31 protein-coding genes are annotated in these 24,897 nt (G+C 41.3%); 28 read left to right on the top strand and 3 right to left on the bottom strand.

What is annotated here, in order from left to right; translation table 11 throughout:
• Positions 1-160: 160 nt before the first annotated feature.
• The 7 genes from alaS to trxA all read left to right on the top strand — a co-directional run bounded on the left by alaS (position 161) and on the right by trxA (position 7,416).
• Positions 161-2,815 (top strand): alanine--tRNA ligase, encoded by a 2,655-nt coding sequence (gene alaS / locus FD27_RS00595; protein ID WP_057747930.1) that lies wholly within the window; start codon positions 161-163, stop codon positions 2,813-2,815.
• A gap of 175 nt (positions 2,816-2,990) precedes the next feature.
• Entirely contained in the window at positions 2,991-3,260 is a 270-nt protein-coding gene (locus tag FD27_RS00590; protein WP_057747927.1) for an IreB family regulatory phosphoprotein, read from the top strand.
• Positions 3,257-3,700, top strand: a complete 444-nt coding sequence (gene ruvX, locus FD27_RS00585; protein WP_057747924.1) for a Holliday junction resolvase RuvX — start codon at positions 3,257-3,259, stop codon at positions 3,698-3,700. Before FD27_RS00590 ends, ruvX begins: the two co-directional genes overlap by 4 nt.
• A 9-nt stretch (positions 3,701-3,709) precedes the next feature.
• Positions 3,710-4,009 carry a DUF1292 domain-containing protein gene (locus FD27_RS00580; protein ID WP_057747921.1) on the top strand — a complete coding sequence of 100 codons (300 nt, stop codon included), beginning with the start codon at positions 3,710-3,712 and terminating at the stop codon, positions 4,007-4,009.
• Positions 4,010-4,100: 91 nt separating this feature from the next.
• Positions 4,101-4,628 carry a CvpA family protein gene (locus tag FD27_RS00575; RefSeq protein ID WP_057747917.1) on the top strand — a complete coding sequence of 176 codons (528 nt, stop codon included), beginning with the start codon at positions 4,101-4,103 and terminating at the stop codon, positions 4,626-4,628.
• A gap of 14 nt (positions 4,629-4,642) precedes the next feature.
• Positions 4,643-7,027 carry an endonuclease MutS2 gene (locus FD27_RS00570; RefSeq protein ID WP_057747914.1) on the top strand — a complete coding sequence of 795 codons (2,385 nt, stop codon included), beginning with the start codon at positions 4,643-4,645 and terminating at the stop codon, positions 7,025-7,027.
• A gap of 77 nt (positions 7,028-7,104) precedes the next feature.
• Positions 7,105-7,416 carry a thioredoxin gene (gene trxA / locus FD27_RS00565; RefSeq protein ID WP_057747911.1) on the top strand — a complete coding sequence of 104 codons (312 nt, stop codon included), beginning with the start codon at positions 7,105-7,107 and terminating at the stop codon, positions 7,414-7,416.
• A gap of 67 nt (positions 7,417-7,483) precedes the next feature.
• Here trxA and FD27_RS00560 read toward each other — a convergent pair whose 3' ends face one another.
• Entirely contained in the window at positions 7,484-8,008 is a 525-nt protein-coding gene (locus FD27_RS00560) for a YslB family protein (protein ID WP_057747907.1), read from the bottom strand.
• A gap of 144 nt (positions 8,009-8,152) precedes the next feature.
• Between FD27_RS00560 and murI the strand changes: the two genes are divergently transcribed.
• Genes murI through FD27_RS00545 form a run of 3 tightly spaced genes read left to right on the top strand, consistent with a single transcriptional unit; the run spans position 8,153 to position 10,074 of the window.
• The gene (gene murI, locus FD27_RS00555; protein ID WP_057747904.1) at positions 8,153-8,944 is read left to right on the top strand and encodes a glutamate racemase; all 792 of its coding nucleotides are present in this window, start codon (positions 8,153-8,155) and stop codon (positions 8,942-8,944) included.
• Between the two features lie 12 nt (positions 8,945-8,956).
• A complete protein-coding gene (locus FD27_RS00550) occupies positions 8,957-9,556 on the top strand; it encodes an XTP/dITP diphosphatase (RefSeq protein WP_057747901.1) in 600 nt (199 codons plus the stop codon).
• A complete protein-coding gene (locus FD27_RS00545) occupies positions 9,553-10,074 on the top strand; it encodes a metallophosphoesterase (protein ID WP_057747898.1) in 522 nt (173 codons plus the stop codon). The genes FD27_RS00550 and FD27_RS00545 overlap by 4 nt, the downstream gene beginning before the upstream one ends.
• A 155-nt stretch (positions 10,075-10,229) precedes the next feature.
• Here FD27_RS00545 and FD27_RS00540 read toward each other — a convergent pair whose 3' ends face one another.
• Positions 10,230-11,087 carry a mechanosensitive ion channel family protein gene (locus FD27_RS00540; protein ID WP_057747896.1) on the bottom strand — a complete coding sequence of 286 codons (858 nt, stop codon included), beginning with the start codon at positions 11,085-11,087 and terminating at the stop codon, positions 10,230-10,232.
• A gap of 119 nt (positions 11,088-11,206) precedes the next feature.
• On the opposite strand from FD27_RS00540, the gene FD27_RS00535 reads away from it, so the two are divergent.
• The 18 genes from FD27_RS00535 to FD27_RS00450 all read left to right on the top strand — a co-directional run bounded on the left by FD27_RS00535 (position 11,207) and on the right by FD27_RS00450 (position 23,758).
• Positions 11,207-11,638, top strand: coding sequence for a DUF948 domain-containing protein (locus tag FD27_RS00535; protein ID WP_057747893.1), 432 nt, complete (start codon positions 11,207-11,209; stop codon positions 11,636-11,638).
• Positions 11,631-12,023: a hypothetical protein gene (locus FD27_RS00530; protein ID WP_057747890.1), complete on the top strand. Its 393-nt coding sequence runs from the start codon at positions 11,631-11,633 to the stop codon at positions 12,021-12,023. The genes FD27_RS00535 and FD27_RS00530 overlap by 8 nt, the downstream gene beginning before the upstream one ends.
• Before the next feature lie 152 nt (positions 12,024-12,175).
• Positions 12,176-13,177, top strand: coding sequence for a catabolite control protein A (gene ccpA / locus FD27_RS00525; RefSeq protein ID WP_057747887.1), 1,002 nt, complete (start codon positions 12,176-12,178; stop codon positions 13,175-13,177).
• Between the two features lie 21 nt (positions 13,178-13,198).
• Complete coding sequence (locus FD27_RS00520) at positions 13,199-14,044, top strand: hypothetical protein (RefSeq protein ID WP_057747885.1); 846 nt, start codon at positions 13,199-13,201, stop codon at positions 14,042-14,044.
• A gap of 71 nt (positions 14,045-14,115) precedes the next feature.
• Entirely contained in the window at positions 14,116-14,853 is a 738-nt protein-coding gene (locus FD27_RS00515) for a YebC/PmpR family DNA-binding transcriptional regulator (protein ID WP_057747882.1), read from the top strand.
• A gap of 177 nt (positions 14,854-15,030) precedes the next feature.
• Positions 15,031-16,017: a competence type IV pilus ATPase ComGA gene (gene comGA, locus FD27_RS00510; RefSeq protein WP_057747879.1), complete on the top strand. Its 987-nt coding sequence runs from the start codon at positions 15,031-15,033 to the stop codon at positions 16,015-16,017.
• A complete protein-coding gene (locus FD27_RS00505; protein ID WP_057747876.1) occupies positions 15,935-17,008 on the top strand; it encodes a type II secretion system F family protein in 1,074 nt (357 codons plus the stop codon). Before comGA ends, FD27_RS00505 begins: the two co-directional genes overlap by 83 nt.
• Positions 17,005-17,319, top strand: a complete 315-nt coding sequence (gene comGC / locus FD27_RS00500) for a competence type IV pilus major pilin ComGC (RefSeq protein ID WP_057747873.1) — start codon at positions 17,005-17,007, stop codon at positions 17,317-17,319. Before FD27_RS00505 ends, comGC begins: the two co-directional genes overlap by 4 nt.
• Positions 17,316-17,741 carry a type II secretion system protein gene (locus FD27_RS00495; RefSeq protein ID WP_057747870.1) on the top strand — a complete coding sequence of 142 codons (426 nt, stop codon included), beginning with the start codon at positions 17,316-17,318 and terminating at the stop codon, positions 17,739-17,741. Before comGC ends, FD27_RS00495 begins: the two co-directional genes overlap by 4 nt.
• Positions 17,731-18,012 carry a type II secretion system protein gene (locus FD27_RS00490; RefSeq protein ID WP_057747867.1) on the top strand — a complete coding sequence of 94 codons (282 nt, stop codon included), beginning with the start codon at positions 17,731-17,733 and terminating at the stop codon, positions 18,010-18,012. The genes FD27_RS00495 and FD27_RS00490 overlap by 11 nt, the downstream gene beginning before the upstream one ends.
• Positions 18,013-18,061: 49 nt before the next feature.
• Positions 18,062-18,448, top strand: a complete 387-nt coding sequence (locus tag FD27_RS00485; protein WP_162258499.1) for a hypothetical protein — start codon at positions 18,062-18,064, stop codon at positions 18,446-18,448.
• Positions 18,438-18,629, top strand: coding sequence for a hypothetical protein (locus tag FD27_RS00480; RefSeq protein ID WP_057747860.1), 192 nt, complete (start codon positions 18,438-18,440; stop codon positions 18,627-18,629). Before FD27_RS00485 ends, FD27_RS00480 begins: the two co-directional genes overlap by 11 nt.
• 174 nt (positions 18,630-18,803) lie before the next feature.
• On the top strand, positions 18,804-19,781 hold the full coding sequence (locus tag FD27_RS00475) for a class I SAM-dependent methyltransferase (protein WP_413230750.1): 978 nt from the start codon (positions 18,804-18,806) through the stop codon (positions 19,779-19,781).
• Positions 19,782-19,793: 12 nt separating this feature from the next.
• Positions 19,794-20,990 (top strand): acetate/propionate family kinase, encoded by a 1,197-nt coding sequence (locus tag FD27_RS00470; RefSeq protein WP_057747857.1) that lies wholly within the window; start codon positions 19,794-19,796, stop codon positions 20,988-20,990.
• Positions 20,991-21,082: 92 nt separating this feature from the next.
• Complete coding sequence (locus tag FD27_RS00465; RefSeq protein ID WP_057747854.1) at positions 21,083-21,691, top strand: metallophosphoesterase family protein; 609 nt, start codon at positions 21,083-21,085, stop codon at positions 21,689-21,691.
• Between the two features lie 61 nt (positions 21,692-21,752).
• Positions 21,753-22,301, top strand: a complete 549-nt coding sequence (locus FD27_RS00460) for a YutD family protein (protein ID WP_057747851.1) — start codon at positions 21,753-21,755, stop codon at positions 22,299-22,301.
• Complete coding sequence (locus FD27_RS00455; RefSeq protein WP_057747847.1) at positions 22,288-23,070, top strand: TIGR01457 family HAD-type hydrolase; 783 nt, start codon at positions 22,288-22,290, stop codon at positions 23,068-23,070. Before FD27_RS00460 ends, FD27_RS00455 begins: the two co-directional genes overlap by 14 nt.
• Positions 23,051-23,758 (top strand): TIGR01906 family membrane protein, encoded by a 708-nt coding sequence (locus FD27_RS00450; RefSeq protein WP_057747844.1) that lies wholly within the window; start codon positions 23,051-23,053, stop codon positions 23,756-23,758. The genes FD27_RS00455 and FD27_RS00450 overlap by 20 nt, the downstream gene beginning before the upstream one ends.
• Here FD27_RS00450 and FD27_RS08525 read toward each other — a convergent pair.
• Positions 23,675-24,316 carry a VTT domain-containing protein gene (locus tag FD27_RS08525; RefSeq protein WP_083482661.1) on the bottom strand — a complete coding sequence of 214 codons (642 nt, stop codon included), beginning with the start codon at positions 24,314-24,316 and terminating at the stop codon, positions 23,675-23,677. The two genes, FD27_RS00450 and FD27_RS08525, sit on opposite strands and share 84 nt — an antisense overlap.
• Positions 24,317-24,897: the final 581 nt, after the last annotated feature.

Raw genomic sequence — 24,897 nt, 5'->3', positions numbered from 1 at the left:
ATGGTGCTCCCCATTCATATAATTTAATAATCAACCTTACTTTTTAGTAAGAAATAAGAGGTATACGAAATCCATCGTTGCAATCAGAGTGGTACCGCGTCAGTTCGGCGTCTCTGTTAGCAGGGATGGATTTTGTTTTTGATTGGAAAGGGAGAGAAGAATGAAAAAACTGAAGAAGCTGAACAGTGCTCAAGTTCGGCGGATGTACTTGAAATTCTTTGAAGAACACGGCCATAAGATTATGCCTAGTGCTTCACTAATTCCGGTAAACGACCCAACTTTACTGTGGATTAATTCTGGGGTTGCCACAATGAAGAAATACTTTGATGGCAAAGTTGTCCCAGAAAATCCGCGGATGACTAGTTCACAAAAGAGTATTCGGACCAACGATATTGAAAATGTCGGTAAGACTGCTCGTCACCACACCATGTTTGAAATGCTTGGAAACTTCTCCGTTGGTGATTACTTTAAGAATGAAGTGATTCCTTGGGCCTGGGAACTATTGACCAGCGATAAGTGGTTTGGCTTCGATCCAGAACGCCTTTACATCACCTATTATCCTAAAGACCACGATGCTTATAATAAATGGCGTGAAGTTGGGGTAGCTAAGGACCACTTGATCCCTGATGAAGATAACTTCTGGGATATTGGTCAAGGTCCTTCTGGTCCAGATACGGAAATCTTCTATGACCGTGGTCAAGAATTCAATAACTTGTCTGAAGATGATCCGGAAAACTATCCTGGTGGTGAAAATGAACGTTACCTGGAAATTTGGAACATCGTCTTCAGTCAGTTTAACCACACCCCTGAAGACACCTATGAACCACTTCCCCACAAAAATATTGATACGGGGATGGGGCTTGAACGGGTTGTTTCTATCTTTGAAAACGCCCCGACTAACTTTGAAACGGACTTATTCATGCCTCTGATTAAGCAAACTGAAAAGTTCAGCGGGACCAAGAAGTACGGTCAAAACAAGGAAGACGATATTCAATTTAAGATCATTGCTGACCACATCCGGACCATTACCTTTGCCATTGGCGATGGTGCTTTACCTTCCAATGTTGGTCGTGGTTATGTTATCCGTCGGTTGTTACGGCGGGCAGTAGTTGCCGGCAAGAAACTCGGTATTGATAAGCCATTCTTAGCTAAGATGGTACCAACCGTTGGTGAAATCATGAAGGATTACTATCCTGACGTCTTAGAAAATGCTGATTACATTGCCTCAGTTATTAAGTCTGAAGAAGACCGCTTCAGTGCAACCTTGAATGGTGGACTGAATCTCCTCAACAATGTAATTGCCAATGCTAAGCATGATGGAACCAACGAAATTGACGGTCGGACTGCCTTTAAGCTGTATGATACCTATGGTTTCCCAATCGAATTAACGAAGGAATATGCTAGTGATGAAGGCTTGACCGTTGATGAGAAGGGCTTCCAAGCTGCGATGACTGAACAGCAAAACCGGGCTCGGAATGCCCGTGACATGGATAATGGGATGGGCGTTCAAACCGATCTCTGGACAGACTTCAAAGAAGACAGTAAGTACGTTGGCTATACTGATTTGACAGTTGATAATGCCAAAGTAATTGGCTTGGCTCATGATGGTAAGCAGGCTGATGAAGCTCAACCTGGCGATAAGAATGTCGAAGTAATCTTTGATGTAACTCCATTTTATGCTGAAATGGGTGGTCAAGTTGCTGATACTGGTGACATTATTGATAACTACGGTAAGAAGGTTGGTCGGGTTGTTGATGTTCAACATGCACCAAACCAGCAGAATTTGCACCGGGTAGAATTAACTGCTCCTCTAAAGAAGGGGGCCCGTTATAAGCTGGTTGTTGACCGGATCCGTCATTTGAAGATTGAAAAGAACCATACAGCTACGCACTTGCTTGATCAGGCATTGCGGAATGTTCTCGGTGGTCATACTCAACAAGCGGGTTCATTAGTCGAAGAACACTACCTGCGCTTTGACTTCAACCACTTTGGTCAAGTTACCGCTAAGGACCTGAAGGCTGTTGAAAAAATGGTTAATGAACAGATTTGGAAGGAAATTCCAGTTAAGACGGTTGAAACGGATATCGATTCTGCTAAGGAAATGGGCGCAATTGCCCTCTTCTCTGACAAGTATGGTGATAAAGTTCGGGTTGTTAAGATTGGTGACTACAACACGGAATTCTGTGGTGGAGACCATGTCAAGAATACTAACGAACTTGGACTCTTCAAGATTGTTTCCGAAGGTGGGGTTGGTGCCGGTATTCGGCGGATTGAAGCCGTCACATCTAGTGATGCCTTCAAGTTCTTGCAAACTCATGATGATTTGCTAAATCAAGTTGCCACCGACTTGAAAGTTGCTCAATTGAAGGAAGTTCCTCACCAAGTAGAAACTTTGCAATCAGAATTAAAGCAGGCCCAAAAGCAGAGTGAAGCTCTTCAATCCAAGATTGCTGCCCAACAAGCTAATAATGTCTTTGACAACGTTCAAAAGACTAACCAAGGTAGCTTAATTGTTGCTGAAGTTAAAGTTGCTGGAATGGGCCAATTACGGCAATTAGCTGACAGTTGGCGGGCTAAGCAGCTCTCTGATGTCTTGGTTCTGGGCACAGCTAACGATGGCAAAGCTAACCTCTTAGTTGCAGTAAGTGATGATAAGGTTAAGGCAGGACTCAAGGCTGGTGACCTGATTAAGTCCATTGCCCCAGCTATTAATGGGGGCGGTGGTGGTCGCCCTAATATGGCCCAGGCCGGTGGTAAGAATCCGGCAGGGATTCAAGATGCCTTGAAACAAGCTGTTGATTACCTGAACAAATAACAATCATTTGGTCAGTGGCGTTAGCCATTAAAAAATGGTATCGGAGATAATTTCCGGTACCATTTTATTTTGGTTTACTTTGGTGATTTTATAAGTATGGAAAATAGGCATTAATTGTGCTTTGGGCGCGAATATAGTAAAATTAACAAACGAATAGTTGCTGGAGGTGACATTAATGTCCACAAATAATGATAAGACGATGTTTTTTGATTTTGGTCAAAACCACCAAGAAAACATCAAACAAACCTTAAAGACTGTTTATGAAGCTTTGGAAGAGAAGGGCTACAATCCCATTAATCAAATTGTTGGATATCTTTTATCTGGAGACCCCGCTTACATTCCGCGGTTGAATGATGCTCGGAATTTGATCCGCCAGCATGAACGTGATGAAATTATTGAAGAATTAGTCCGTTTTTACCTGAAGAATAATGGTGAGACTAAATGAGACTAATGGGGTTAGATGTTGGCTCAAAGACTGTTGGTATTTCTGTTAGTGATCCATTAGGGTGGACAGCACAGGCAGTCGAGATTATTCCCATAAATGAAGACGAAGAAATATTTGGAATCGACCGAGTTGCTGAATTAGTTCAGCAAAAGCAGGTTGGCGGTTTTGTTGTTGGGCTTCCTAAGAATATGAATAACACTGAGGGACCACGGGTTGATGCGTCCCATCATTACGGAGAATTACTTAAGAAGCGTTTTCCAGATATTCCTGTTGACTTCCAGGATGAACGTTTGACCACCGTTGAAGCTCACCGGATGTTGGTTGAAGAGGCGGACATATCGCGGGCAAAGCAAAAAAAGGTGATTGATGAAGTCGCAGCTACTTTTATTTTGCAAAGCTATTTAGACCGTCATGGAAAGTTAGTACAGCTGTTAAAGTGAGGAAAATAAATGAGTAAACAAGAACAGTCAGATGATCAATTAATTACTTTAATCGATGAAGATGGCAATGAACAGTTGTTTAAAGAACTGTTTACGTTTGATTCGGATGATTATGGTAAATCATACATTTTTATCTATCCAGCGGACCAAGAAAATGATGATTCAGTTGATATCCAAGCTTACATTGTTGCTGATAATCAAGACGGTGATGGCCAGGACCTCGTACCAATCGAGGATGATCAAGAATGGGACATGGTTGAACAGGTCCTCAATACATTTCTTGATAATGATGGACATTTCCAAGGATAATCATCTGATTTTAAATTATGAAGGCCAAGTCAGCTCCACATGGTGATTGACTTGGCCTTCCTGTTGCTGTTACGTAAAAAGGAGCATTGTAATGATATTAACGACCATTATAATTTTACTGTTGCTAGCTTCGTTTGGACTTGGCCATCAACGGGGAATCTTTACCATGGTTGCTTCTGTTGCCGTTTATATTATCGCCTGGGTTGGTGCCCAAATGATTAGCCCACTTGTTGGTAATTGGCTAGTTAACATTTTCCCACAGGCAAATGGAACGACACCGTTGTCTGGTGACCAATTGGCCCACTTGGACTTAAATCAGTTTTTTTATCATGGATTAGCGCAACTGGTTATCTTCATTGTCCTAATCATCGTGTTACACATTATTTTAAGAAAACTAGGCTGGATCAAACATTTACCGATTCTTGGAACTATCGATCGGTTAGCGGGTGGTATCGTTGCGGTAATCTGTTGTTACCTGGTGATTGTGGTTGTCCTATTAATTGGCCAGCTGTGGCCAAATGGTTGGTGGCAGGTGCAGCTTGCTAACTCGGAACTAGCTCAGTGGATGGTTTCACAAACACCAGTTATTAGTGAACAGATGATTGACCTATTCAGATAGAAGAGGTGGAAGATTTGAATACTAAGGCAATCGAAACACTTGAATTTCAACAAATTAAGAATCAATTACAGCACTATTTAGTATCGGCTGCGGGAAAACGTGAATTAGCAGAATTAACGCCAGTTAATGACCGTGCTACTATTCAACAAATGCTGGATGAAACTACAGATGGTGCCGATATTTTGCGCCTTGAGGGAGGAATCCCTTTGCCACAATTAAAAAATATTGAGCCGCAGATGAAGCGCCTCAAAGTGCAGGCTAACTTGAATGGAACTGAACTAGCACAAATTACAGCAGTTCTGCAAGCCAGTATGGCAATTAAAAACTTCTTTGCCCGCATGGCAGAAAAGAAGGTGCAGTTACGAACAATCCCGGATGTTGTCGACCAGTTAACAACTATCCCAACAATTACTAAACGATTGGTACAGTCGATTGATCCGGATGGTCACGTCAACGACGAAGCTTCCAGTCATTTGCATGGTGTTCGGCAGTTAATTGTCAAAACGGAGAATGAGATCCACCAACAAATGCAACATTTCACGCATGGTCGAAATGCTAAATACTTAAGTGATCCCATTGTGACCGTTCGCAATAACCGCTATGTTATCCCTGTTCAAGTTCAATATCGTAATCGCTTTGGCGGAGTGGTTCATGACCAAAGTGCTAGTGGGCAAACCCTCTATATCGAACCAGCTAGTGTTGTTGATTATAATAACCGTTTACGTCAGGCCCAAGTTGAAGAGCACCAAGCAGTTCTCGAGGTGTTAGCAGAGCTATCCAGTTTAATTACCCCTTATCGCATGGACATTGCTGCTAATGCTAAGATTTTAGGACACCTGGATTTTATTAATGCTAAAGCACGGCTTGCGAAACAAATGAAAGCAAGTTTGCCGATTTTGTCTGATAAAAATCAAGTAATCTTGAGAAAGGCTAAGCACCCGTTAATTCCTGCCAACAAGGTGGTTGCCAATGATATCAAATTAGGCGGTAAGCAATCGGCCATTATTATTACAGGTCCCAACACTGGTGGTAAAACCATCACTTTGAAGACCCTTGGTCTGTTGCAACTAATGGCCCAAGCGGGATTATTCATTACGGCACAAGAAGGTAGCCAGGTTGCCGTTTTTGATGATATCTTTACCGACATTGGGGATGAGCAGTCACTGGAACAAAATCTGAGTACTTTCTCTGGTCACATGGATAATGTTAAAGCCATCCTTGGCCAGATCACTAGCCACAGCCTTGTGCTCCTTGATGAATTAGGTGCGGGGACTGATCCAAAAGAAGGGGCTGCTTTGGCAATGGCTATTTTGGATTATATTGGTACAAAGGGTAGTGATGTAGTGATTACCACACACTACCCAGAACTCAAAGTATATGGTTATGATCGGACTGATACCATTAATGCCAGTATGGAGTTTGATCAAGAAACTTTGCAACCGACTTATCATCTGCTGTTAGGAATTCCTGGTCAGTCTAATGGAATTGAAATTGCTCACCGGTTAGGGTTGAATTCAGCTATTATTAGCGAAGCACGTTCACTGGTTTCTGATGATAGTCAAGATCTTAATAAAATGATTGGTGACCTGGTAGAAGAGCGGAAACAGGCCCGAGAAGAAAATGAACGGTTGCAAAAGCTTGTCCGGGAGAATCAGCAGACGAAGGCAGAGTTGGAACAAAAGCTTGGGCGTTTTAATGAACAACGTGACCACTTGCTTGACCAGGCCCGCTCACAAGCTAATCACCAAGTTTCACAAGCTAAGCGTAAGGCTAACCAGATCATCCACCATCTCCGTCAGATGGAGGTTAAACAGGGACAAATTAAAGAAAATGAACTGATTGATGCTCAAGGGGCCCTTAACGCATTGCATCAGGATAATCCACGGTTAAAGAATAATTCTGTTTTACGTCGCGCTAAACAAAAACATGACTTTCATGTTGGTGATCCGGTTTTAGTGAAGTCGTATGGGCAACAGGGTGAACTGTTGTCGCAACGTGGTCACCATAAATGGGAAGTTCAGATTGGCATTTTGCGGATGGAAATTGATGAAAATGACCTTGAGAAGATTAGTAAAAGTGCCATTCGCCAATCCAAGGCAGAAAAAGAGCAGAAGGAACGTCGCCATACCGGGGCTGTTCATACTACTCAAACCCGGCGGACTTCTGCACGTTTAGACCTGCGGGGACATCGCTATGAACAGGCAATGAGTGAATTAAGCGATTTTATTGACCATGCTTTACTGAATAATCTGGGCACCGTGACGATTATTCATGGAAAGGGAACGGGTGCTTTGCGTAAGGGTACCCAAGAATATTTGCGAAGTAATCCGCGGGTTAAATCCTTCTCTTATGCGGCACCGAATGCTGGTGGCGATGGGGCTACCATAGTTAACTTATAATTAGTAAGCAAAATTAGTGACTTTATCAGGTAGCTCTGGTATCCTATAGGCATGAATTAACAAAGGAGGGCGACAACATGAGTGTTGCAGTAACAACCGATCAAAATTTTGAACAAGATACTGCCCAAGGGGTGACTTTAACTGACTTCTGGGCAACCTGGTGTGGACCATGTCGAATGCAATCACCAGTCGTAGAAAAACTATCTGAAGAAATGACTAATGTTAAGTTCTTCAAGATGGATGTGGACCAAAACCCAGAGGTGCCACGTTCTTTCCAAATTATGAGTATTCCAACTTTACTCATTAAGAAGGATGGTCAAGTGGTTGATAAGGTAATCGGTTACCACTCTAAAGAACAACTTCAACAACTTCTTCAACAATACTTATAAACAAAACGGGCACGAATCTTTGATAATTCAAGGGTTCGTGTCCATTTTGTTGTTATTATTGTTTCGACTACTTATTGTGACGACGTTTCTTAGTCGGCTGTGGTTGGGGAACACTTTGTTGGGGATGAATAAAGGTAACTAGTTCAGTTCGTTCGCTGTCGGCATCAGAAGATGGATCATTTTTAACAAGAATGGTAATGTTATCTTTGTGTCGTTCGATGATTTCAGCTTCGGCAACTGAATTTACCTGGAATTCGATTTCTTGTGCTAAAAATCCTGTCTCTAAGCCAAATGATGTTTGTTCCTTACGTCTGTTGATGCGTTCACGAACAATTGGTCCAGCAAGTTGCCACTCTTGGCTTGTCGCACTTTTCTTTTGTAACGATAGGTCCCCGAAGCCTAGTTGTTTGGCTAAGAGGATTAACTCATCATTAGTTTGAACTGGAAATTCGCGGGCCACATCTTTGCCAATCCAATATAACATTTCATCAGCTTCCTTACCGAGAATGGCTGGTAAAATGACGTCACGCAAGGCACCATTAGTGATCCCTTCATGTCCAGCTAATAGTGAATTATAAAGTTCTTGACTCATAAATTGACTTACTCCTTTTTTACAATCACACTAATTATACTGAACAATTTGATTAACGGGCGAAGAATTTTCATAAAACTTGCATTTTATTTGATTAAAAAAGATAATTAAGTTTCAAGAGAAAGAACTAATGAGGTGATATTTTTGGACAATCGACCAATTGGTATGATGGATTCTGGCTTAGGGGGGCTTTCCGTCGCCCGAGTTTTGCGTCAGCAATTGCCTAACGAATCGTTAGTATTTGTTGGCGATGAAGGCCATTTTCCATATGGAACTAAACCACAAGCAACTATCCGGCGCTTGGTTAGTCAGATTGGCCAATTCTTGTTGCATCAAGACGTTAAAATGATGATCATTGCATGCAACACTGCCACAGCGGCCGCCTTAGATCGCGTGTCCCAAGAATTACCAATTCCGGTAATTGGTGTTATCCAGCCGGGGGCTAAAGCTGCTGTGAAGACAGGGGCGGCATCTATAGGCGTGATTGCCACGGATTCAACGACCCAGGATGGCGCATATGTTCGGGACATTCATCAACTATCGCCTAATGTTCATGTCGTTGCTCAAGCAACACAACCACTAGTATCAATTGTTGAACACGGGCAGACTGGCACAGCAAAAGCCCAAGTAACTGTTAATCAGCAACTATCAATGTTTGATAATCATCCGGTCCAAGCCTTAATTCTTGGCTGTACCCATTTTCCATTTCTATCCAAGGAAATCCAACGTAAAATGGGTGACAAAGTTAAATTAGTTGATCCGGCTTTGGAGACCGTTCATGAAGCTCGACAGTACCTTACTGCCCATGATTTACTGGCTGCTCAAAAAGAAAGCTACGTTCACTTATATTCTACTGGCGATGTGCATGACCTCATTGCTGGTGGTGATAAGTGGCTAGCTGGCCAGTACGATGACTGTTTGCACATTGACCTATAAAGGAGTTTTATTATGTCCACGATTGTAATTGCTACTAAGAACGCTGGCAAAGCGCTCGAATACCGAAAAATGCTAGCTCCGCACCATATTGAAGTCAAGACGCTGGCTGATTTTGCCGATCACTTTAACATTAACGAAAATGGCAAGAGCTTTGAAGAAAATGCCACGATCAAGGCCCAAACAGTAATGAACCAGCTGCATTTACCGGTGATGGCTGATGATTCGGGGCTAGTGGTCGATGCTCTTGATGGTCGGCCTGGTATTCACTCAGCGCGTTACGCTGGTGATCATGATGATGATGCCAATAATCGTAAACTACTCGCCGAATTAAAGAATGTACCAATGGAGCAACGGACAGCGCATTTTCATACCACGATTGTTGCTGTGCAACCTAATGGCCCTAAATTAGTGGCTAATGGTCGAGTTGATGGTCATATTCTAAAAGCCCCACAGGGTGAGAATGGTTTTGGCTACGATCCGTTGTTTTATGTCGATGAGATTAACAAGGGGATGGCAGAACTTACTGCGGATGAAAAGAACGCCATTTCCCATCGTGGTCGGGCGATGAGGGAGTTTATGAATAAATTTCCTGATTGGTGGCAAGAACAATGAAAATTTTAGTAGTATCTGACAATCATGGCGATGAGCAAATCCTTACTGACCTTGTTGCTAAGTATGCTAATCAAGTTGATTTAATGGTCCATTGTGGTGACGCCGAGTTATCACCTGTGCAGTCCCCGATGAATTCATTTCAGGCAGTGCGGGGTAATAATGACGATGGTTTGAACTACCCGCAACAACGGTTGCTTACGATTGACGATGAACGAATTTTGGTGGTTCATGGTGACCATGATCGGGTCAATTATTCTTTAACGCCCTTGCTTCTTAAGGCACAAGCGGAACGTGCATCACTAGTTTGCTATGGACACACTCATCAGCTGGCGGTTTGTGAGGATGAGGGTATTCTATTTATCAATCCTGGCAGTATCAGCCTGCCACGGGGTGAATATGCGAATATTGGTGGAACGTTTGCAATTGTAAATATTAACCGTCGGCAATGGCAAGTTGATTATTATAATCGGAACTTACAACCTGTTCCAGAACTTCATTTTGAGTTTTCCCGTCATTAACGAACCATCGATTAAAAAACAGCACAGTACATAAAAGAGCTCTAGTATTCGGCACACCGAATGCTAGAGCTCCGTTGATTTTGTGAGATTTTTGACAAGCTACTTATTTACCTTAAACCTTGGACTAGTCAAGTGGCGCTAGTGAACGGCATTGACTACTTTTTAATTGGTTGCTCCCAAGCCAAGGGGATGTGTTGTTGGCGTAATGCCTTAAGGTAGGCTGCAAGAAACTTGCTGACGACTGCACCTTGAGTACCATTCTTTGTTGTAACCGTCACACGGAAAATTAATTGACCGTTGACGGTCAGCGGCCCCACGATTACTGGAGCAGCAGATAGTTCCGGTGTATTAGCAACTAAGTGCGCATTGGATCCTTTAATAACCGCTACTAGTTGTTCTAATGGTGTTTCGGGACTAATCCGAATGTCAACGTTACTTGCCATGTTATTGCGGGAGAAATTTTGGACTGTGGTAATATTGCGGTTGGGGATGAAGGTTAGAGTGCCATCACTACCAGTCAGTTGAGTAGTTCGCAGCCCAATTGCGGTAACAGTGCCCTTAATAGAATCGATTTGGACAAGGTCGCCAACGTCAAGTTGCTGTTCAAGCAAGATAAAGAAACCATTAACCATGTCGCTGACGAATCCTTGGGCCCCCAGACCAAGCGCAATACTGAAAATTCCAGCACCAGCAATTAAGGTGCCAACGGGAACGCCAATTTCAGATAGAATGGCATACAGTAAGAAAAAGTAGCAGGTATAGCGGTATACATTCAGAATTAAGGCGTGAATCGTTGCGATGCGGTTACTACTCTTGATAAATTTGACATTATTGGATTCATGGTACAGATGGTCGATGATTAATTTACCTATCCACAGCAGGATAAAGAATAATAGAATAGTGACTATTATAAGAAGTAATTTGCTTAAAATCTGTTGTGAAATATGGTGCCATGAAAGATCTGTAAAAGCACGTGTTACTTGCTGTGCTTGTTTGTTTATTGCACTAGACATCAAGAACCTCCCTTAAATACTTCACCCATTGTACCAGGGTGGCCCTTTAATTGTCGAATCATGGTAAGTTATGATATTCTTGTCTTTGAATAATAATCGATGGAAGGGAAGGAAAGTTAATGAGTATCGGAGAATTGGCAGGGCTAATTGCTGCGATTGCCTTTGTTATTTTGGTCATCTTTGCTTGCTTATCATTAAGCCGGCTTAGTAACACATTGAAGGAAACTAATAAAACCATCACTACTTTAACTAATGACGTTGATCGTTTAAGTCACCAAACGAGCGAGTTACTCGACCAAACATCAACTTTATTAGATGATATAAACAGCAAGTCACGAGAAGTTGATCCAGCTTTCCAAGCGGTAGCTAAGGTTGGACAAAGTGTTTCAGATGTGAACGATGCAGTTAGAAAAGTTGTGAATAAGCACGAAGAACGGAAAGACAAGATTCCACGTTTTGTACGGACGGTAGCACAAACAGTTGCATTAAATTCTTGGCGGAAGTATAGTCAACATCGGCAAATGAAGAAAGAAGGGGTTCAACATGACTAAAAAATTATTTTTAGGAGCACTCGTAGGTGGAGCTGCAGCTTATTTCACTTGGAAGAAGCTGCCACAAGAAAAGCAAGCAGAATTGCAAAGTCACTTGCAGGATGTTAGTCACGACGTTGCTGATCAAGTAACGGACTACGCATTAAATGCACTTGATATTATTGATGAAAAGTTAGCTGAACACGATAGTTCGTTAGATGATGCTAATGAAAAAGCTAGTGAGTACTTCGACAAAGTTCGTACCGCAGTAAAAAGTGGCACTGACAAAGCAGTAAGCCATTTTACAGATGATGATTTTGACGAACAAACGGCTGACATTCGTAAAGAACTTGCAGATGCTAAAAAGGATGACGATATCGTCATCGATGAGACAGATAAAGATTAGACTTACTAGCAAACTGGATCAGGCAGACTGGTTCAGCTTTTTTTGTTAAAAAATTATGGTAACGTTTGCCAAATAGGGACCGATCTGATATATTAGGGTGGTTATGAAAACATTTGTGAAAACAAGTATATTAACAAAGAAAGGGCTATCTTATGGAAAAGCAAGCAGTTACTATTTATACCGTTGCTCGTGAGGCACAAGTTTCTATGGCAACTGTCTCCAGAGTTGTAAACGGCAATCCCAATGTTAAACCGGAAACGCGGGATCGGGTTTTAGAAGTTATTAAAAAGCTAAATTATCGTCCAAATGCCGTTGCCCGTGGCTTGGCTTCTAAGAAGACCACGACGGTTGGGGTGATTATTCCAAGTGTTACTAATTCTTATTTTGCTGAACTAGCACTGGGAATTGATGATATTGCCAGTATGTACAAGTACAACATCATTCTGACCAATTCAGATTTTGATGATGATAAGATTTTGAAGGTAACTCGTAGTTTACTCGCCAAGCAAGTTGATGGTGTTATTTTCATGGGGCATGATATGTCCAGTGAATTACAAGCGGAATTCAAGAATTCAAACACCCCAGTAGTTGTTGCTGGATCAATTGTTAATGATGATGAATTACCATCTGTCCGGATTGATTACCAAAAGGCTGCTCGGGAAGCAACAAACTTCTTATTGGATCATAATCATGATGGGGTGGCCTTTATGGCTAGTTCGTTAGACTACTCTATTAATGGTAAGTACCGGCTTGCCGGCTATAAGGAAGCATTAAAGGATCATGGTGTTACCTTTGAATCAAAGTACGTTGTTGAAACTAATGGTGATTACAACCGGGCATATGAACAAGGCCCAGAGTTGGTTAAACGCGGCATTAAAGCTGCCTATGTCAGTGATGATGATTTAGCAGCGGGCTTGCTTAATGGTTTGACTGATGCTGGCATTAAAGTTCCTGACCAGTTCGAGATTATTACTTCCAATGACACCAAGTATTCAAAGATTACTCGGCCAACATTGAGTTCAATTACACAACCACTATATGATATTGGCGCTATCTCAATGCGTCTATTGACCAAGATGATGGATGACGAAGTTCATGACAATGATGATGTCATCTTGGATCACGGTTTAGTTGAACGTCAATCAACCCGTTGATAAGGGAGACAACCAATTATAATGACTACTCGACAGGAGATTCGTCGTCAGCAGCAAGCTGCTGCGCCTCGTGAAAATAATCAGCCTCGTCGTCTTCGTCAGCCGATGCGGGTCTTTTGGGGTGTTATTGCATTGACACTCTTAGGAGTGGCCCTGCTGTTTAATCAAACAGTGCTTAATCGACACTTTGCAGAACAAGAAATTCAGCGTTCAAATGTGGCCGCAACTGTTAACAACAACCTGAATGAGGTGGCTGGTAAATACGGTATTAATGATGGCGCTTTGGATGAAGGAACGACGAATAAACTATTAAAACAAGCGGTTGACCAAATATATGCCGGGAAACAGTTGGACCTTGATTTTTCATCGGCAATTAAAAACTCGACTAATGGTGTTAGTCCTTCCGTAGATGGTATCCAAATACCAAAGGGACTTTTATCATCATCAATTGGATCGGAAGCGACTGCTGGCATTTCTTCATCTTTAAACCAGCAAATTAATACACCAGAGGTTCAACGCTTTACCAGTATTCTCCAAATCTGGAAAAACGTTAATAACATTATTATGATTATCAGTGCCATTATCCTCGTTGTGGCTTTGGTAGTGCTGATTATTGGGCGAGCCAGCTGGGGCTCCTTTATGCGGTTAGTTGGTATCCCTGCTGTTTTATTAGCAATTATTACTTGGTTAATTAAAACGGGGATTGTCGCAGTGGGACGTAGTTTTCCTGATTATTCTGCCCTGTTAGTTCAAGTTGCTAATGATATTGCTGCGGTAGGCTTTCATTATTGCCTAGCGCTTGCTGTTGTTATTATTTTATTAATTGTCATTAAAATTATTACTAGTAGGATGGGTCGACGGATCTAAGCTTGAATTACGGCGCTAGATCTGCTAAGATTTATCTGTTTATCACATTATATAGAAAAGAGGAGTAAGTAATGTCAGGACATTCAAAATGGCATAACATTCAAGGACGTAAGAACGCCCAAGATGCTAAGCGTGGTAAAATTTTCCAAAAGATCTCACGTGATTTGTACCAAGCAGCTAAAGCAGGTGACCCTGATCCAGCGAACAACGCTCAGCTTCGTTTGGTAATTGACAAAGCACATGCTGCCAACATGCCAAAGAAGAACATTGATCGGGCCATTGCTAAGGCTTCTGGTGCTGGTGGTGCAAAGTTTGAAGAAGTTACCTACGAAGGTTACGCACCAGGTGGAATTGCTGTTATGGTCTTTGCATTGACTGATAACAAGAACCGGACTGCTGCCGCTGTTCGTTCTGCCTTTACTCATGCCGGTGGTTCATTGGGTGCCAGTGGCTCTGTTTCCTACATGTTTGACCGGAAAGGCTTAATTGAAATCCTTCGTGATGGCCTTGATAAGAGTGAAGATGACATGTTGATGGATGCTCTTGATGCCGGCGCTGATGATATGAAGGCCAGTGACGACAAGTTCCAAATCTTCACTGCACCAAATCAAATGGCTGCTGTCCGTGACGCACTTCAATCCAAGGGCTACGAATTGGATACTGCCGAAGTAACTATGATTCCACAAAACCGGACCGCTGTTCCTGAAGATAAAGTCAAGCAATATCAACATTTAATTGATGAATTAACTGCTAATGACGATGTTGCTGATATCTACGAAGCTGGTCAATTACCAGACGACGCAGAATAATATCTAATAATCTAAATATCGATACCTCCATGGCGATTTGCCATGGAGGTTTTTAGTTTAAATTAATTCACTTGATATTCATTGCAGGTCAATCCATCGTGAAAGAATATCAAATTTTTATGGTTTAAAAAGTGCAAAAGATGAATTTTTTCGTTTATATACTGTAGGAGGTAAAATATGCGATTAATTCAAAATCTTATGGACCAATTAATTGCTGACCAGTACTCTGATTTATATATTTTGCCGAATGAGAATGGTTATCAGTTATTGGCCATGCCCAAAAATCAATCGACCTGGAAATTACTTAAGCAGGTTGATGCGGCACAAGGCAGACAAATAATTTCATTTTTTAAATATTGTGCCAACATGACAACTAGTGAACACCGTCGTCCCCAGGGCGGCTCCTGGCGGTGGCAAGGCCGCAACCATCAACCAGTAGACCTGCGTCTTTCGACGATCGGCGATTTTTTAAGCCGCGAATCGTTGGTCATTCGATTTATTTACCAGTTGGACATTCACCAATACCAAGTTGCATTTCCTGATCAATGGACGGAACTTCAACAATTAACAGTCCAGCGGGGGTTAATCCTTTTTGCGGGCCCAATGGGGTCTGGCAAAACAACCACGATGTACCGCTTGGCGGGTGAACAAGCGAACCGACACCTCGTGATGACGATTGAAGATCCAATTGAAATTCGCGATTCCCGTTTTTTACAGTTACAAATTAATCGAGCGGCGGGAATGGATTACCAAGCGCTTTTAACAGCAGGCCTTCGTCATCACCCCAATACGTTCATTATTGGTGAAATACGTGATCGTGAAACAGCAGAAATGGCCATTCAAGCATCACTTAGTGGCCACTTGGTATTAGCAACGATTCATGCGCGTAATGCCAAGGGAGTCATCGCTCGTTTACAGGATCTTAAGATTGATCATTACTACCTAGACGAATCGTTGACGGGTATTTGTTACCAACGATTGCTGCCTTTGATGAACGGTCAATCAGCGGTATTATTTGAAATGCTTTACGGAACTCAGCTTATTAAGCAATTAGCAAAACCAGAAATAGGAGGAATTAGTAATGATTGGCAAGAAAAACTTACGCAACTTCAAACGCAAAAACAAATTGGGCGGGAAACGCTTAAGCGATTCTGGCAAGGGTAAGTTTAATGCTCGACACCAGGCAAGCTGGTTTATCTTTTTAGGCAAGCTGATTCAGAGTGGCTTTGCTCTTCAACACGCTGTTTGTTTTACCATTGAAGATATCTATACGGCTTGGCCAGAATTAAAATCAGTGCCACAGAAGATGGCCAACGGAAAAACATTTGCAGAAGCAATCAAACCGATTGTAAAGCCAACGCTATATCATCAACTACTTTTAGCTGAACAACATGGCGATTTAGACGACTGTTTATTAAAGGTCGGTAAAATGATGGAATTAAGGGAAAAGCAACGGCAAAAATTGTGGGGAATTCTGATGTATCCATTATTGTTGGCGGGATTGTTGATGGTCATGTTTGTTTTATTACGGCTCTTTGTCCTTCCTGAACTCAGTCAATGGTCAGCGGACGATCAACTACCATCATTTATGCACTTATTGACTACTAGTGGTTGGACCATAATAGGGATTACCTTAATCTATTTGTTGGGGATGATGATTCGCTTCTTGCGGGCAAACCGGGTGCAACGGGCATCAATACTTGCTAGTCTCCCACTATTAGGAAAAAGTTTTCAAAGTTACTATGGCTATTACTTAACTGTCCATTTAACGATGTTGTTGGAAAGCGGTTTGTCGCTCCGTGAAATTTGTGATGTTTTAGTTGATTCCGAGGCGGATACCTTAATGACTGATATTGCTAAGGAATATCAGCCCTTGTTGGAAGATGGACAACCGATTGAGAACTTATTAGAACGTCACCATTTCATTCCTAAGGAAGTTGCTCTGGTTCTAAAGAAGGGCAGCATGATGACAAAGGAAATCCAAGACTTGAATGCGCTGAGTAAAGTGTTGTTTGAACGATTTTCCACTTCGGTAGAACGCCTCCTTGTTCTAATACCACCGATTCTTTTTAGTATTTTGGCGGTCGTCATTATTAGCATGTATTTGTCATTGTTATGGCCAATCTACCAATCCATGCAGGGGGTCTTGCAATGAAACATTTCATGAAGAAGCAGGAAGGCTTTACATTATTGGAGATGTCAATTGTCCTGTTTATTATTAGCCTTTTGGTTTTGATTGTGTTACCGAACTTAACTAGCCAGCGGCGACATGCTAGTAAAATTCACTGTGATGCGATGGCAACGGTGGTCCAGACCCAAGTGGATGAGTATCTCAATGAGCATGATAAACAAACAGTGAGTTATAAGGAATTGGAACAGGCCCATTATCTGACGTCTTCGCAAGTTAAGCGGGCCCGTGGCCAGGGGTTAGTAATTACTAACGGCCAAGTGGTTAAGCATTCATGAAAGCGGGATTCACTGTTGTAGAAACAATAATTGTATTAGGAATTGTTGCGATTATTGTAATGTTTTCAGTTCCTGGGGTTAGTCAAAGTTGTGCTTATCACAAAGAACAATTATTTTGGAGTGAGCTCCGCCAGAACTGGCGAGCAGCTCAGTTACGTGCCCGGGATGAACGTCAGGTGACCCAAATCGAATATGAACAGGACGGGAATCAAATTATTTTTACAGCTGGTTCAAAGCAGGATGTTGTTCATTTACCGGGAACAATTCAAGTAATCCGGTTTGAACCATTTCAAATGCATGAAAATGGGTACGTGAAACCACAGACACAAGAATTTAAATCTTCGTTAACTGGACGTCATTATTTAATGCGCATCCAACTAGCATGGGGAGGTTATCATGTGGAGAGTGTCAATGAAAAATAGGGGCTTTGTACTGGCGGAGAGTGTGGTTAGTTTAATAATTTTGAGCATTGCAATTAGTTTACTCGCGACTTGTTATCAAGGCATTGGCTACCAACGACAGCGATTGACTAAGGAGTTGATAGCGGCTCGTTTAGCGAAAGAAGCCACAGATCGTTTAGTAGCGACCAAGGGGAATCGGGCAATTATTAGGAGTAATGGCCTTTATGCCTATGCTTGTTCATCATATGTTGAGGTGTACCATCGTCAACGGCTTGTTTTACGGGTGAGTTGATATGAAAATCAGGGCTTTTACTTTAATTGAATGTATTTGTGCTTTACTGGTGACTTCTCTCGTAGTAATTCTGCTTTCTTTATTCCTAAGTACTGCTCGGCATTCGCCATTGATGAACGCCGACCAGCCACTAGATTGGTACTTATGTTTAGCTGAATTAGAGTCACCAGACCACCAGTTTGAGATTACGCGCGTGAACCAAATTGAAGCGCGCTTAACCAGTCGGCTAAATCATCGTCAATATTTACTGAGAGGTCGGGAAAGAGTTTACCTGACAATGGCTGATGGCAAGGGCGGTTACTTGCCACTATTCGATGATCTTCAGGTAGGCAGTTTTCATTGTCGGCAAATCGGTCATAACCAAATGGAACTGGAGATTCGCCGGAAAAATGGGCACCAAGAACGAGGAATTGTGAGGTTATCGAATGATGATTAAACGTCGCCGTGACGGTTTCATTCTTGTGGCTGTTTGTGCTTGTTTACTATTATGCAGTGGGATGGTGGTTGCTTATTATCAGTATTATTATCAACAATCATTGACATTTCACCGTTTAGAACAAAGCTGGATTAAAGATAGTCAACGAAATTTGCAGAGTATTCGTGAATTAGATCAATAATTCACAAAAACTGAACAAACGGCAGTTATTCCCTTCAATAGCGACTGATTGTTCGTGCAGAAAGCGTTACCTTGAATTTGAGAATCATAATAGTTAAACTAATAGATGATGATTGTAAATTACTGGAGGTGATGCGCTCTGTCGCAACAATCTGTTCAACAATTATTTGAGCTTATTGACCGGGGCACCGAGATTCTACAATCAGCTCTTAATAGTTCATATTTGGATGCAATGTTAGAAAATTTTGAAAATATCATTGACCATGGTCAGGTCCAGGTTGAAGATGGCCTGCCTAAAGATGATGTGGTTAAAAAATTGCAAGATATTTACAGTCAGTTACCTATTGATCAGATTACTGGTGAGACATGGCGTCAACTGGTTCAGTTGTCTTTTTTAAAGGTGATTCGCAAAGATGCAATTCAGGCCAATCACCAAATGACACCAGATACGATCGGTCTCTTAATGGCATTTCTTATTGAAAAAGTAACTGCACATCAGGATATCCAAACGATTTTTGATCCAGCGGTGGGGACTGCTAATTTGTTGACCACGGTGATGCACCAATTGTCACTTGCCAATCATCATCAATTGACTGGCTTTGGAATTGATAATGATGATTCTATGCTGGCGGTTGCTAGTGTAAACGTAGAGTTACAAAAACTGCAGGTTAGTCTTTATCACCAAGATGCTATTAATGCATTGGATATTCCTCAATGTGACTTGGTTGTTTCAGATCTGCCCATTGGGTATTATCCCTTAGACAAAAATGTTGCTAATTACCAAACTCGAGCAGAAAAAGGTCATTCATATGTTCATCATTTGTTGATTGAGCAGGCGATGAACTACCTTCAGCCAGGTGGCTTCGGGGTGTTCTTAGTGCCAAGTGATCTGTTCCAAACTAAGGAATCACAATCCTTTGTTAAATGGATTCAGTCAGTTGCTTATCTTCAAGGCTTAATTAATTTGCCAAGTGAATTATTTGCCAACAAGAATGCGCAAAAGTCAATCTTACTTTTGCAACGTCATGGAGGTAAGAGTCAACAAGCCGTTAAAGTATTACTAGGTGAATTTCCATCATTCAAGGATCGGACTAAATTTGCCGCCTTTATGCAGGAAATCAACCAGTGGGTCGCAACGAATATAGTGAAGTAAGGAGACGTTACAATGTCAAAAACAATTGCTGTTAATGCCGGAAGTTCAACGTTAAAGTTCAAGCTCTTTGATATGCCAAGCGAAAAAGTTGTTGCTGAAGGGACTATCGAACGAATTGGCGAAGAAATGGGTCATGCCAAGATTAAGTTTGGTGATGGCCAAAAGCATGAAGACGAAAAGCCTTTTAAGGACCATGGCGCAGCGGTTCAATATCTGTTAGATCAATTGATTGATCTCAAGATTGTCCAGAATTATGATGAAATTACTGCTGTTGGTCACCGGGTTGTTGCTGGTGGTGAATTCTTTAAGGATTCAGCAATTATTAATGATGATGTTATTAAGAAGATTGACGAATTGTCTGAATATGCACCACTGCATGATCCAGCTGAATTGGTTGGTATTAAGGCATTCCGGAAAGTATTACCAAACGCATTTGCAGTGGCTGTTTTTGATACTTCTTTCCACGTTAATATGCCAAAGAAGAATGCTCTTTACAGTGTTCCTTACGAATGGTATGAAAAGTATGGTGCCCGGAAGTATGGTGCCCATGGTACTAGTCACCGTTATGTTGCTGGTCGGGCTGCTGAAATGCTTGGTAAGCCTTTGAAAGACCTTAAGTTAATCACTATGCATATTGGGGCGGGTGCTTCAATTACTGCTATCAAGGATGGTCAATCATATGATACTTCCATGGGATTCTCCCCATTGGCTGGTATTACGATGGCTACTCGGTCTGGGGATGTTGACCCATCCTTAGTTGCCTTCATGCAAGAAAAACTGGGCGTTTCATCACAAAAGATGATTAGTATCCTGAACCACGACTCCGGTATTAAGGGCCTTTCTGGTATTTCTCCAGATATGCGTGATATTCTGGCGGCTGCAAATAAGGGTAATAAGCTTGCTCAACTGACAATTGATATTTATGTTAACCGGATTGTTCGTTATGTAGGGGCATACATTGCTGAAATGGGCGGTGCCGATGCAATTGTCTTCACAGCTGGTGTTGGCGAAAACAGTGCCCCTATTCGAAAGATGGTTACTGATCAGCTTAGTTACTTTGGTATTAAAATTGACCAAGACAAGAACCAATGCCATGGTGTCGAGCGTGATCTTTCGGCTGCCGATGCTAAGATTAAGACTTTGTTAATTCCAACCAACGAAGAATTAATGATTGTCCGTGATATTGAACGCTTACGTAAGCAAGCCTAAAAAATACTTATTAAAAATAAAAGCAAAAGAAGAGACTGGGCCAACTACTCAGTCTCTTCTTTGGTGTAAATATCGAGAAGGGAGGATCACCAGTGAAATTTGTCACTGCGGATACGCATTTTTTAGATGAACATTTACTAGGAATCGATCGATTTGCACCACGGCCATTTACTTCTGTTGACGTAATGGATCAGACAATTATTGAACACTGGAATGCGCGAGTAAGTGATCAAGATACTGTTTACCACTTAGGTGATATTGCAGTTTACTTTGCTAAGCCCCAGAAAGACGCATATGCGACTATTTTTCGCTTGCTAAATCAATTAAATGGACACCTCATTTTAATTAAAGGAAATCACGATAGTCGAGGACTATTCAAATATATTGCTAAGCATAACTATGATTTAGGCAACCAGCCTAAGTTTGCCTTTTATGATGTTGGTGTATTAATGAAGTATGATCATCGTCAGTATTATTTAACTCACTATCCACTGATGTTGGGGATTGCACCGCAAATAATCAATCTGCACGGGCATATCCATCATTATTCCGTTCCGGCTAAAAGGAATATTAATGTGGGGATTGATTCTCCAGAACTGGATTATCTTGATCGGCCTGTGCCATTTGGAACCCCGCTTAGTTTTGCAGAAGTAGAACAGATGGTTAATGGTAAATTTATTGACTTTGAAAAGCGACAATAAACGAATTACGGAACCTTTGTGGTACTATTAAGCTATGATTGTTTAAACAGGAGTGAATATTGTGAATCGTGCCAAAATTCAGGATTATATTGATCAGCGTGAGGATCAACGAGCGGATCTGTACCACTATGAAAAGACTAGTCATGATAAATTCACGTTAAATGGTCATGACTATCAACTGTTAGTTAATTATCGTAATGGCTTCAACGGTGAGGAATTTGCCAAACGTTTTTCTAATATTTTAAGTAAGTATGACTATATTGTTGGTGATTGGGGGTATGGTCAACTTAGACTACGGGGGTTTTTTGATCCACAAAGTCAGCTCTTTCGCCCTGAACGAAGCGCAGAACGTATTGAGGATTACTTGTTTGAAGATTGTAATTTTGGCTGTCCATATTTTATTGTCCAAAATGAAGATGTCCAATTGCCAAAGCGCCGGTCAAGACGTAATCATCATGGATTTCGTGAACGTCGTAAACCATTACATAAAGAAAGTATCAGGCACCGTCGTAATCAGGTAGCAACGAGTGTTGGAGAAGGTAAAAAGCATAAATTTGTGATTCACCAACGTCGTTCTGGTAAAGGGAGATCAACTTATGACAAAAAATAGTTATCAGGGATATTTTATTGACCTTGATGGGACAATGTATCGTGGAAAAGAACGTATTCCAGCAGCGGCGCGTTTTATTCTACGGTTACAGTCTGCTGGCAAACAAGTCTTATTTGTAACTAATAACAGTACACGTAGTCCGCATGATGTTGCAACAAATTTGCAGAATAATCATGACATTAACGTTAACAGTTATAATGTGTATACGAGTGCGCTTGCCACGGCTGATTACCTTGACCAGCTTGCGGATGCTAGTCATCGTTCTGTGTATATCGTTGGTGAAGATGGTCTTAAGTCAGCATTGGCTAAAAAGGGCTTTCGAGAGACCACTGATCACCCTGATTATGTTGTTGTGGGGCTTGACTCCCATGTCAAATATGATCAATTAGCGACCGCTGTTTTATTGATCCGTTCAGGCGCTAAGTTTGTGGGGACTAATCCGGATAGTAACCTGCCTAATGAACGGGGGATGGTTCCTGGAGCAGGTTCATTTGTTAAGCTCGTTGAATATGCTACGCAGACAAAGCCAATTATGATTGGTAAACCAAGTCCGATCATTATGGAAATGGCCCTTAAAAAGAGTGGCCTGCAGAAAAAGGATGTTGTGATGGTTGGTGATAATTACCATACGGACATAGAAGCTGCAATCAATTTTGGCATCGATAGCCTGTTAGTTTATACTGGTTTGTCGACGAAGAAAGATATTGCAGCAGAACAAATTAAGCCAACACATGAGGTAGATAGTTTAGATGAATGGCAAGTTAACTAAAGGGGAAGCATTAACGGTGGTATTGACAACGACCTGGATTACAGTGGCTGTTGTCAGTACTGCTTTTTTATTAACTAGTGTTCTATCTAGCTTATTGATTCACTATCCTCGTGACCTGACTAGTGTAAGTGTTATGGCCATTAATCATGATTACCATCAAATTCAATCATACTTGCTTAACCCCTTTGCGGAGCACCTCGTTTTGTCGTCTTTGCGAATCTCTACGCATGGCTTAGCTCATTATCAGCAGGTAAAGTCCCTTTTTATAATTGTTGAGGTCATTGCTGTTTTGTCGAGTCTGATGGCTTTTGCTGAAATAATGAGGATCAAAAAAAGCACTAAGCAATTATTGAATCAACTTAGTGCTCTACGGATGACATTTTTTGCAATTATCATGTGCTTATTATTATTTCTAATTGATTTTAATACTCATTTTATCGAGTTGCATCACTGGCTGTTTCATAATGACTGGTGGGTCTTCAAGCCCGCGACTGATCAGACAATCTTGCTAATGCCAACATCATTTTTTATCCAATGTTGCTTATTGTGGTTAGGATTGGTTGTGATCACTTGGGGAATTCTAGACGTGGTTATTCGGCACCTGTTATTTACTGCTTATTTTGGATTTAACAAAACCAACCACTGCTGGGATAAGCGTGACAACGATAATGGCAAGGATGATCAGTGAAAAGTGTTCTTGCACAAATGGTAAGTTACCAAAGAAATAGCCGGCGGCACAACAAAGTGCAACCCAGCTAGTGCAGCCAATAAGCGAGTAACGAATGAATCTTTCGTATGGGAAACCAGATCCTGCACATGCAAAGGGGGCAAAAGTCCTGATAATTGGCATATACCGGGCTAAGATTATAGCCGGAGCACCATGCCTTTCAAAAAAATGTTCTGCTTTTGCCAAGCTTTCTTTATTAATTAATTTTCCAAATAGCGAGTGATTTGATAAAGATTTTCCTATTTTGTGGCCAATCAGGAAGTTGACTGAGTCACCGACTACGCAGGCCAACCAGAATAAGAAAACAAATAACCATATGCTTAGGTGATATCTTGAGTCTGCTGCAAGTGCACTCGCCGCAAACAATAGTGAATCACCTGGTAGAAACGGTAAGATAACTGCTCCTGTTTCAATGAATACTATTGCAAATAATATTAAGTATGTTGAGGGTCCAAATTGGTTGACGATCTGAATTAAATGGACATCGATATGTAATACGAAGTCAATTAATGATGTGATCATATTTTTCTCCTTAAAGTAATTCAATTCATAGATGATAGTTTATCAGCAGTGGGAGTTTTTGTGAAGGCCGCTGGTATGGATGACTAATTCGAATGCAAATTAAATTACTATTTTGATATTAGCATTGTAAAGTCGAACAAAATATTAAATGATTGATTTAAAGTTCATACTTAACATATTTTATTTTTTTGTTTGAGATTTTCATTGACAGCACCATGTGAACAAGGTATAGTAATTAACGTTGTCACGAGGTAACGATTTGTTACTTCTGGTCATTAGCTTTTGTAAAAAAGTAGTTGACATATCGATGACAACTTGATATATTATAAAAGTTGCTTGTCAGAGCGCATTACAAATGACAGTTAAAACAAATTAAAATTTGTTCTTGACTTTGATGATAAGTATCTGATATAATATTAAACGTCAGTTAGCACTTAACGCTGACTGAGGTAGACCTTTGAAAACTGAACAAAGTTTTGACGAACTAAATGTGTAGGGTCTTCAATCGTAAGATTTGAAGCAAAAACATTTGCGAAGTCAATTCGCTTAATTAATTTGAATTAGAGCTATTCAAGTTC

It is taken from the genome of Limosilactobacillus frumenti DSM 13145, assembly GCF_001436045.1.
Lineage (GTDB): Bacteria > Bacillota > Bacilli > Lactobacillales > Lactobacillaceae > Limosilactobacillus > Limosilactobacillus frumenti.
This window is presented reverse-complemented; position numbering and strand designations above follow the sequence as displayed.

What these genes read in the sequence shown, in the direction of transcription:
- alaS (WP_057747930.1), top strand. Translation starts at nt 161, where the DNA reads ATGAAAAAACTGAAGAAGCTGAACAGTGCTCAAGTTCGGCGGATGTAC.
- FD27_RS00520 (WP_057747885.1), top strand. Translation starts at nt 13,199, where the DNA reads ATGACTACTCGACAGGAGATTCGTCGTCAGCAGCAAGCTGCTGCGCCT.
- FD27_RS00580 (WP_057747921.1), top strand. Translation starts at nt 3,710, where the DNA reads ATGAGTAAACAAGAACAGTCAGATGATCAATTAATTACTTTAATCGAT.
- FD27_RS00495 (WP_057747870.1), top strand. Translation starts at nt 17,316, where the DNA reads ATGAAAGCGGGATTCACTGTTGTAGAAACAATAATTGTATTAGGAATT.
- FD27_RS00560 (WP_057747907.1), bottom strand. Translation starts at nt 8,008, where the DNA reads ATGAGTCAAGAACTTTATAATTCACTATTAGCTGGACATGAAGGGATC.
- comGA (WP_057747879.1), top strand. Translation starts at nt 15,031, where the DNA reads ATGCGATTAATTCAAAATCTTATGGACCAATTAATTGCTGACCAGTAC.
- FD27_RS00545 (WP_057747898.1), top strand. Translation starts at nt 9,553, where the DNA reads ATGAAAATTTTAGTAGTATCTGACAATCATGGCGATGAGCAAATCCTT.
- FD27_RS00470 (WP_057747857.1), top strand. Translation starts at nt 19,794, where the DNA reads ATGTCAAAAACAATTGCTGTTAATGCCGGAAGTTCAACGTTAAAGTTC.
- FD27_RS00550 (WP_057747901.1), top strand. Translation starts at nt 8,957, where the DNA reads ATGTCCACGATTGTAATTGCTACTAAGAACGCTGGCAAAGCGCTCGAA.
- FD27_RS00575 (WP_057747917.1), top strand. Translation starts at nt 4,101, where the DNA reads ATGATATTAACGACCATTATAATTTTACTGTTGCTAGCTTCGTTTGGA.
- FD27_RS00490 (WP_057747867.1), top strand. Translation starts at nt 17,731, where the DNA reads ATGAAAAATAGGGGCTTTGTACTGGCGGAGAGTGTGGTTAGTTTAATA.
- FD27_RS00590 (WP_057747927.1), top strand. Translation starts at nt 2,991, where the DNA reads ATGTCCACAAATAATGATAAGACGATGTTTTTTGATTTTGGTCAAAAC.
- FD27_RS00540 (WP_057747896.1), bottom strand. Translation starts at nt 11,087, where the DNA reads ATGTCTAGTGCAATAAACAAACAAGCACAGCAAGTAACACGTGCTTTT.
- ccpA (WP_057747887.1), top strand. Translation starts at nt 12,176, where the DNA reads ATGGAAAAGCAAGCAGTTACTATTTATACCGTTGCTCGTGAGGCACAA.
- FD27_RS00455 (WP_057747847.1), top strand. Translation starts at nt 22,288, where the DNA reads ATGACAAAAAATAGTTATCAGGGATATTTTATTGACCTTGATGGGACA.
- ruvX (WP_057747924.1), top strand. Translation starts at nt 3,257, where the DNA reads ATGAGACTAATGGGGTTAGATGTTGGCTCAAAGACTGTTGGTATTTCT.
- comGC (WP_057747873.1), top strand. Translation starts at nt 17,005, where the DNA reads ATGAAACATTTCATGAAGAAGCAGGAAGGCTTTACATTATTGGAGATG.
- FD27_RS00505 (WP_057747876.1), top strand. Translation starts at nt 15,935, where the DNA reads ATGATTGGCAAGAAAAACTTACGCAACTTCAAACGCAAAAACAAATTG.
- FD27_RS00535 (WP_057747893.1), top strand. Translation starts at nt 11,207, where the DNA reads ATGAGTATCGGAGAATTGGCAGGGCTAATTGCTGCGATTGCCTTTGTT.
- FD27_RS00515 (WP_057747882.1), top strand. Translation starts at nt 14,116, where the DNA reads ATGTCAGGACATTCAAAATGGCATAACATTCAAGGACGTAAGAACGCC.
- trxA (WP_057747911.1), top strand. Translation starts at nt 7,105, where the DNA reads ATGAGTGTTGCAGTAACAACCGATCAAAATTTTGAACAAGATACTGCC.
- FD27_RS00450 (WP_057747844.1), top strand. Translation starts at nt 23,051, where the DNA reads ATGAATGGCAAGTTAACTAAAGGGGAAGCATTAACGGTGGTATTGACA.
- FD27_RS00530 (WP_057747890.1), top strand. Translation starts at nt 11,631, where the DNA reads ATGACTAAAAAATTATTTTTAGGAGCACTCGTAGGTGGAGCTGCAGCT.
- FD27_RS00480 (WP_057747860.1), top strand. Translation starts at nt 18,438, where the DNA reads ATGATGATTAAACGTCGCCGTGACGGTTTCATTCTTGTGGCTGTTTGT.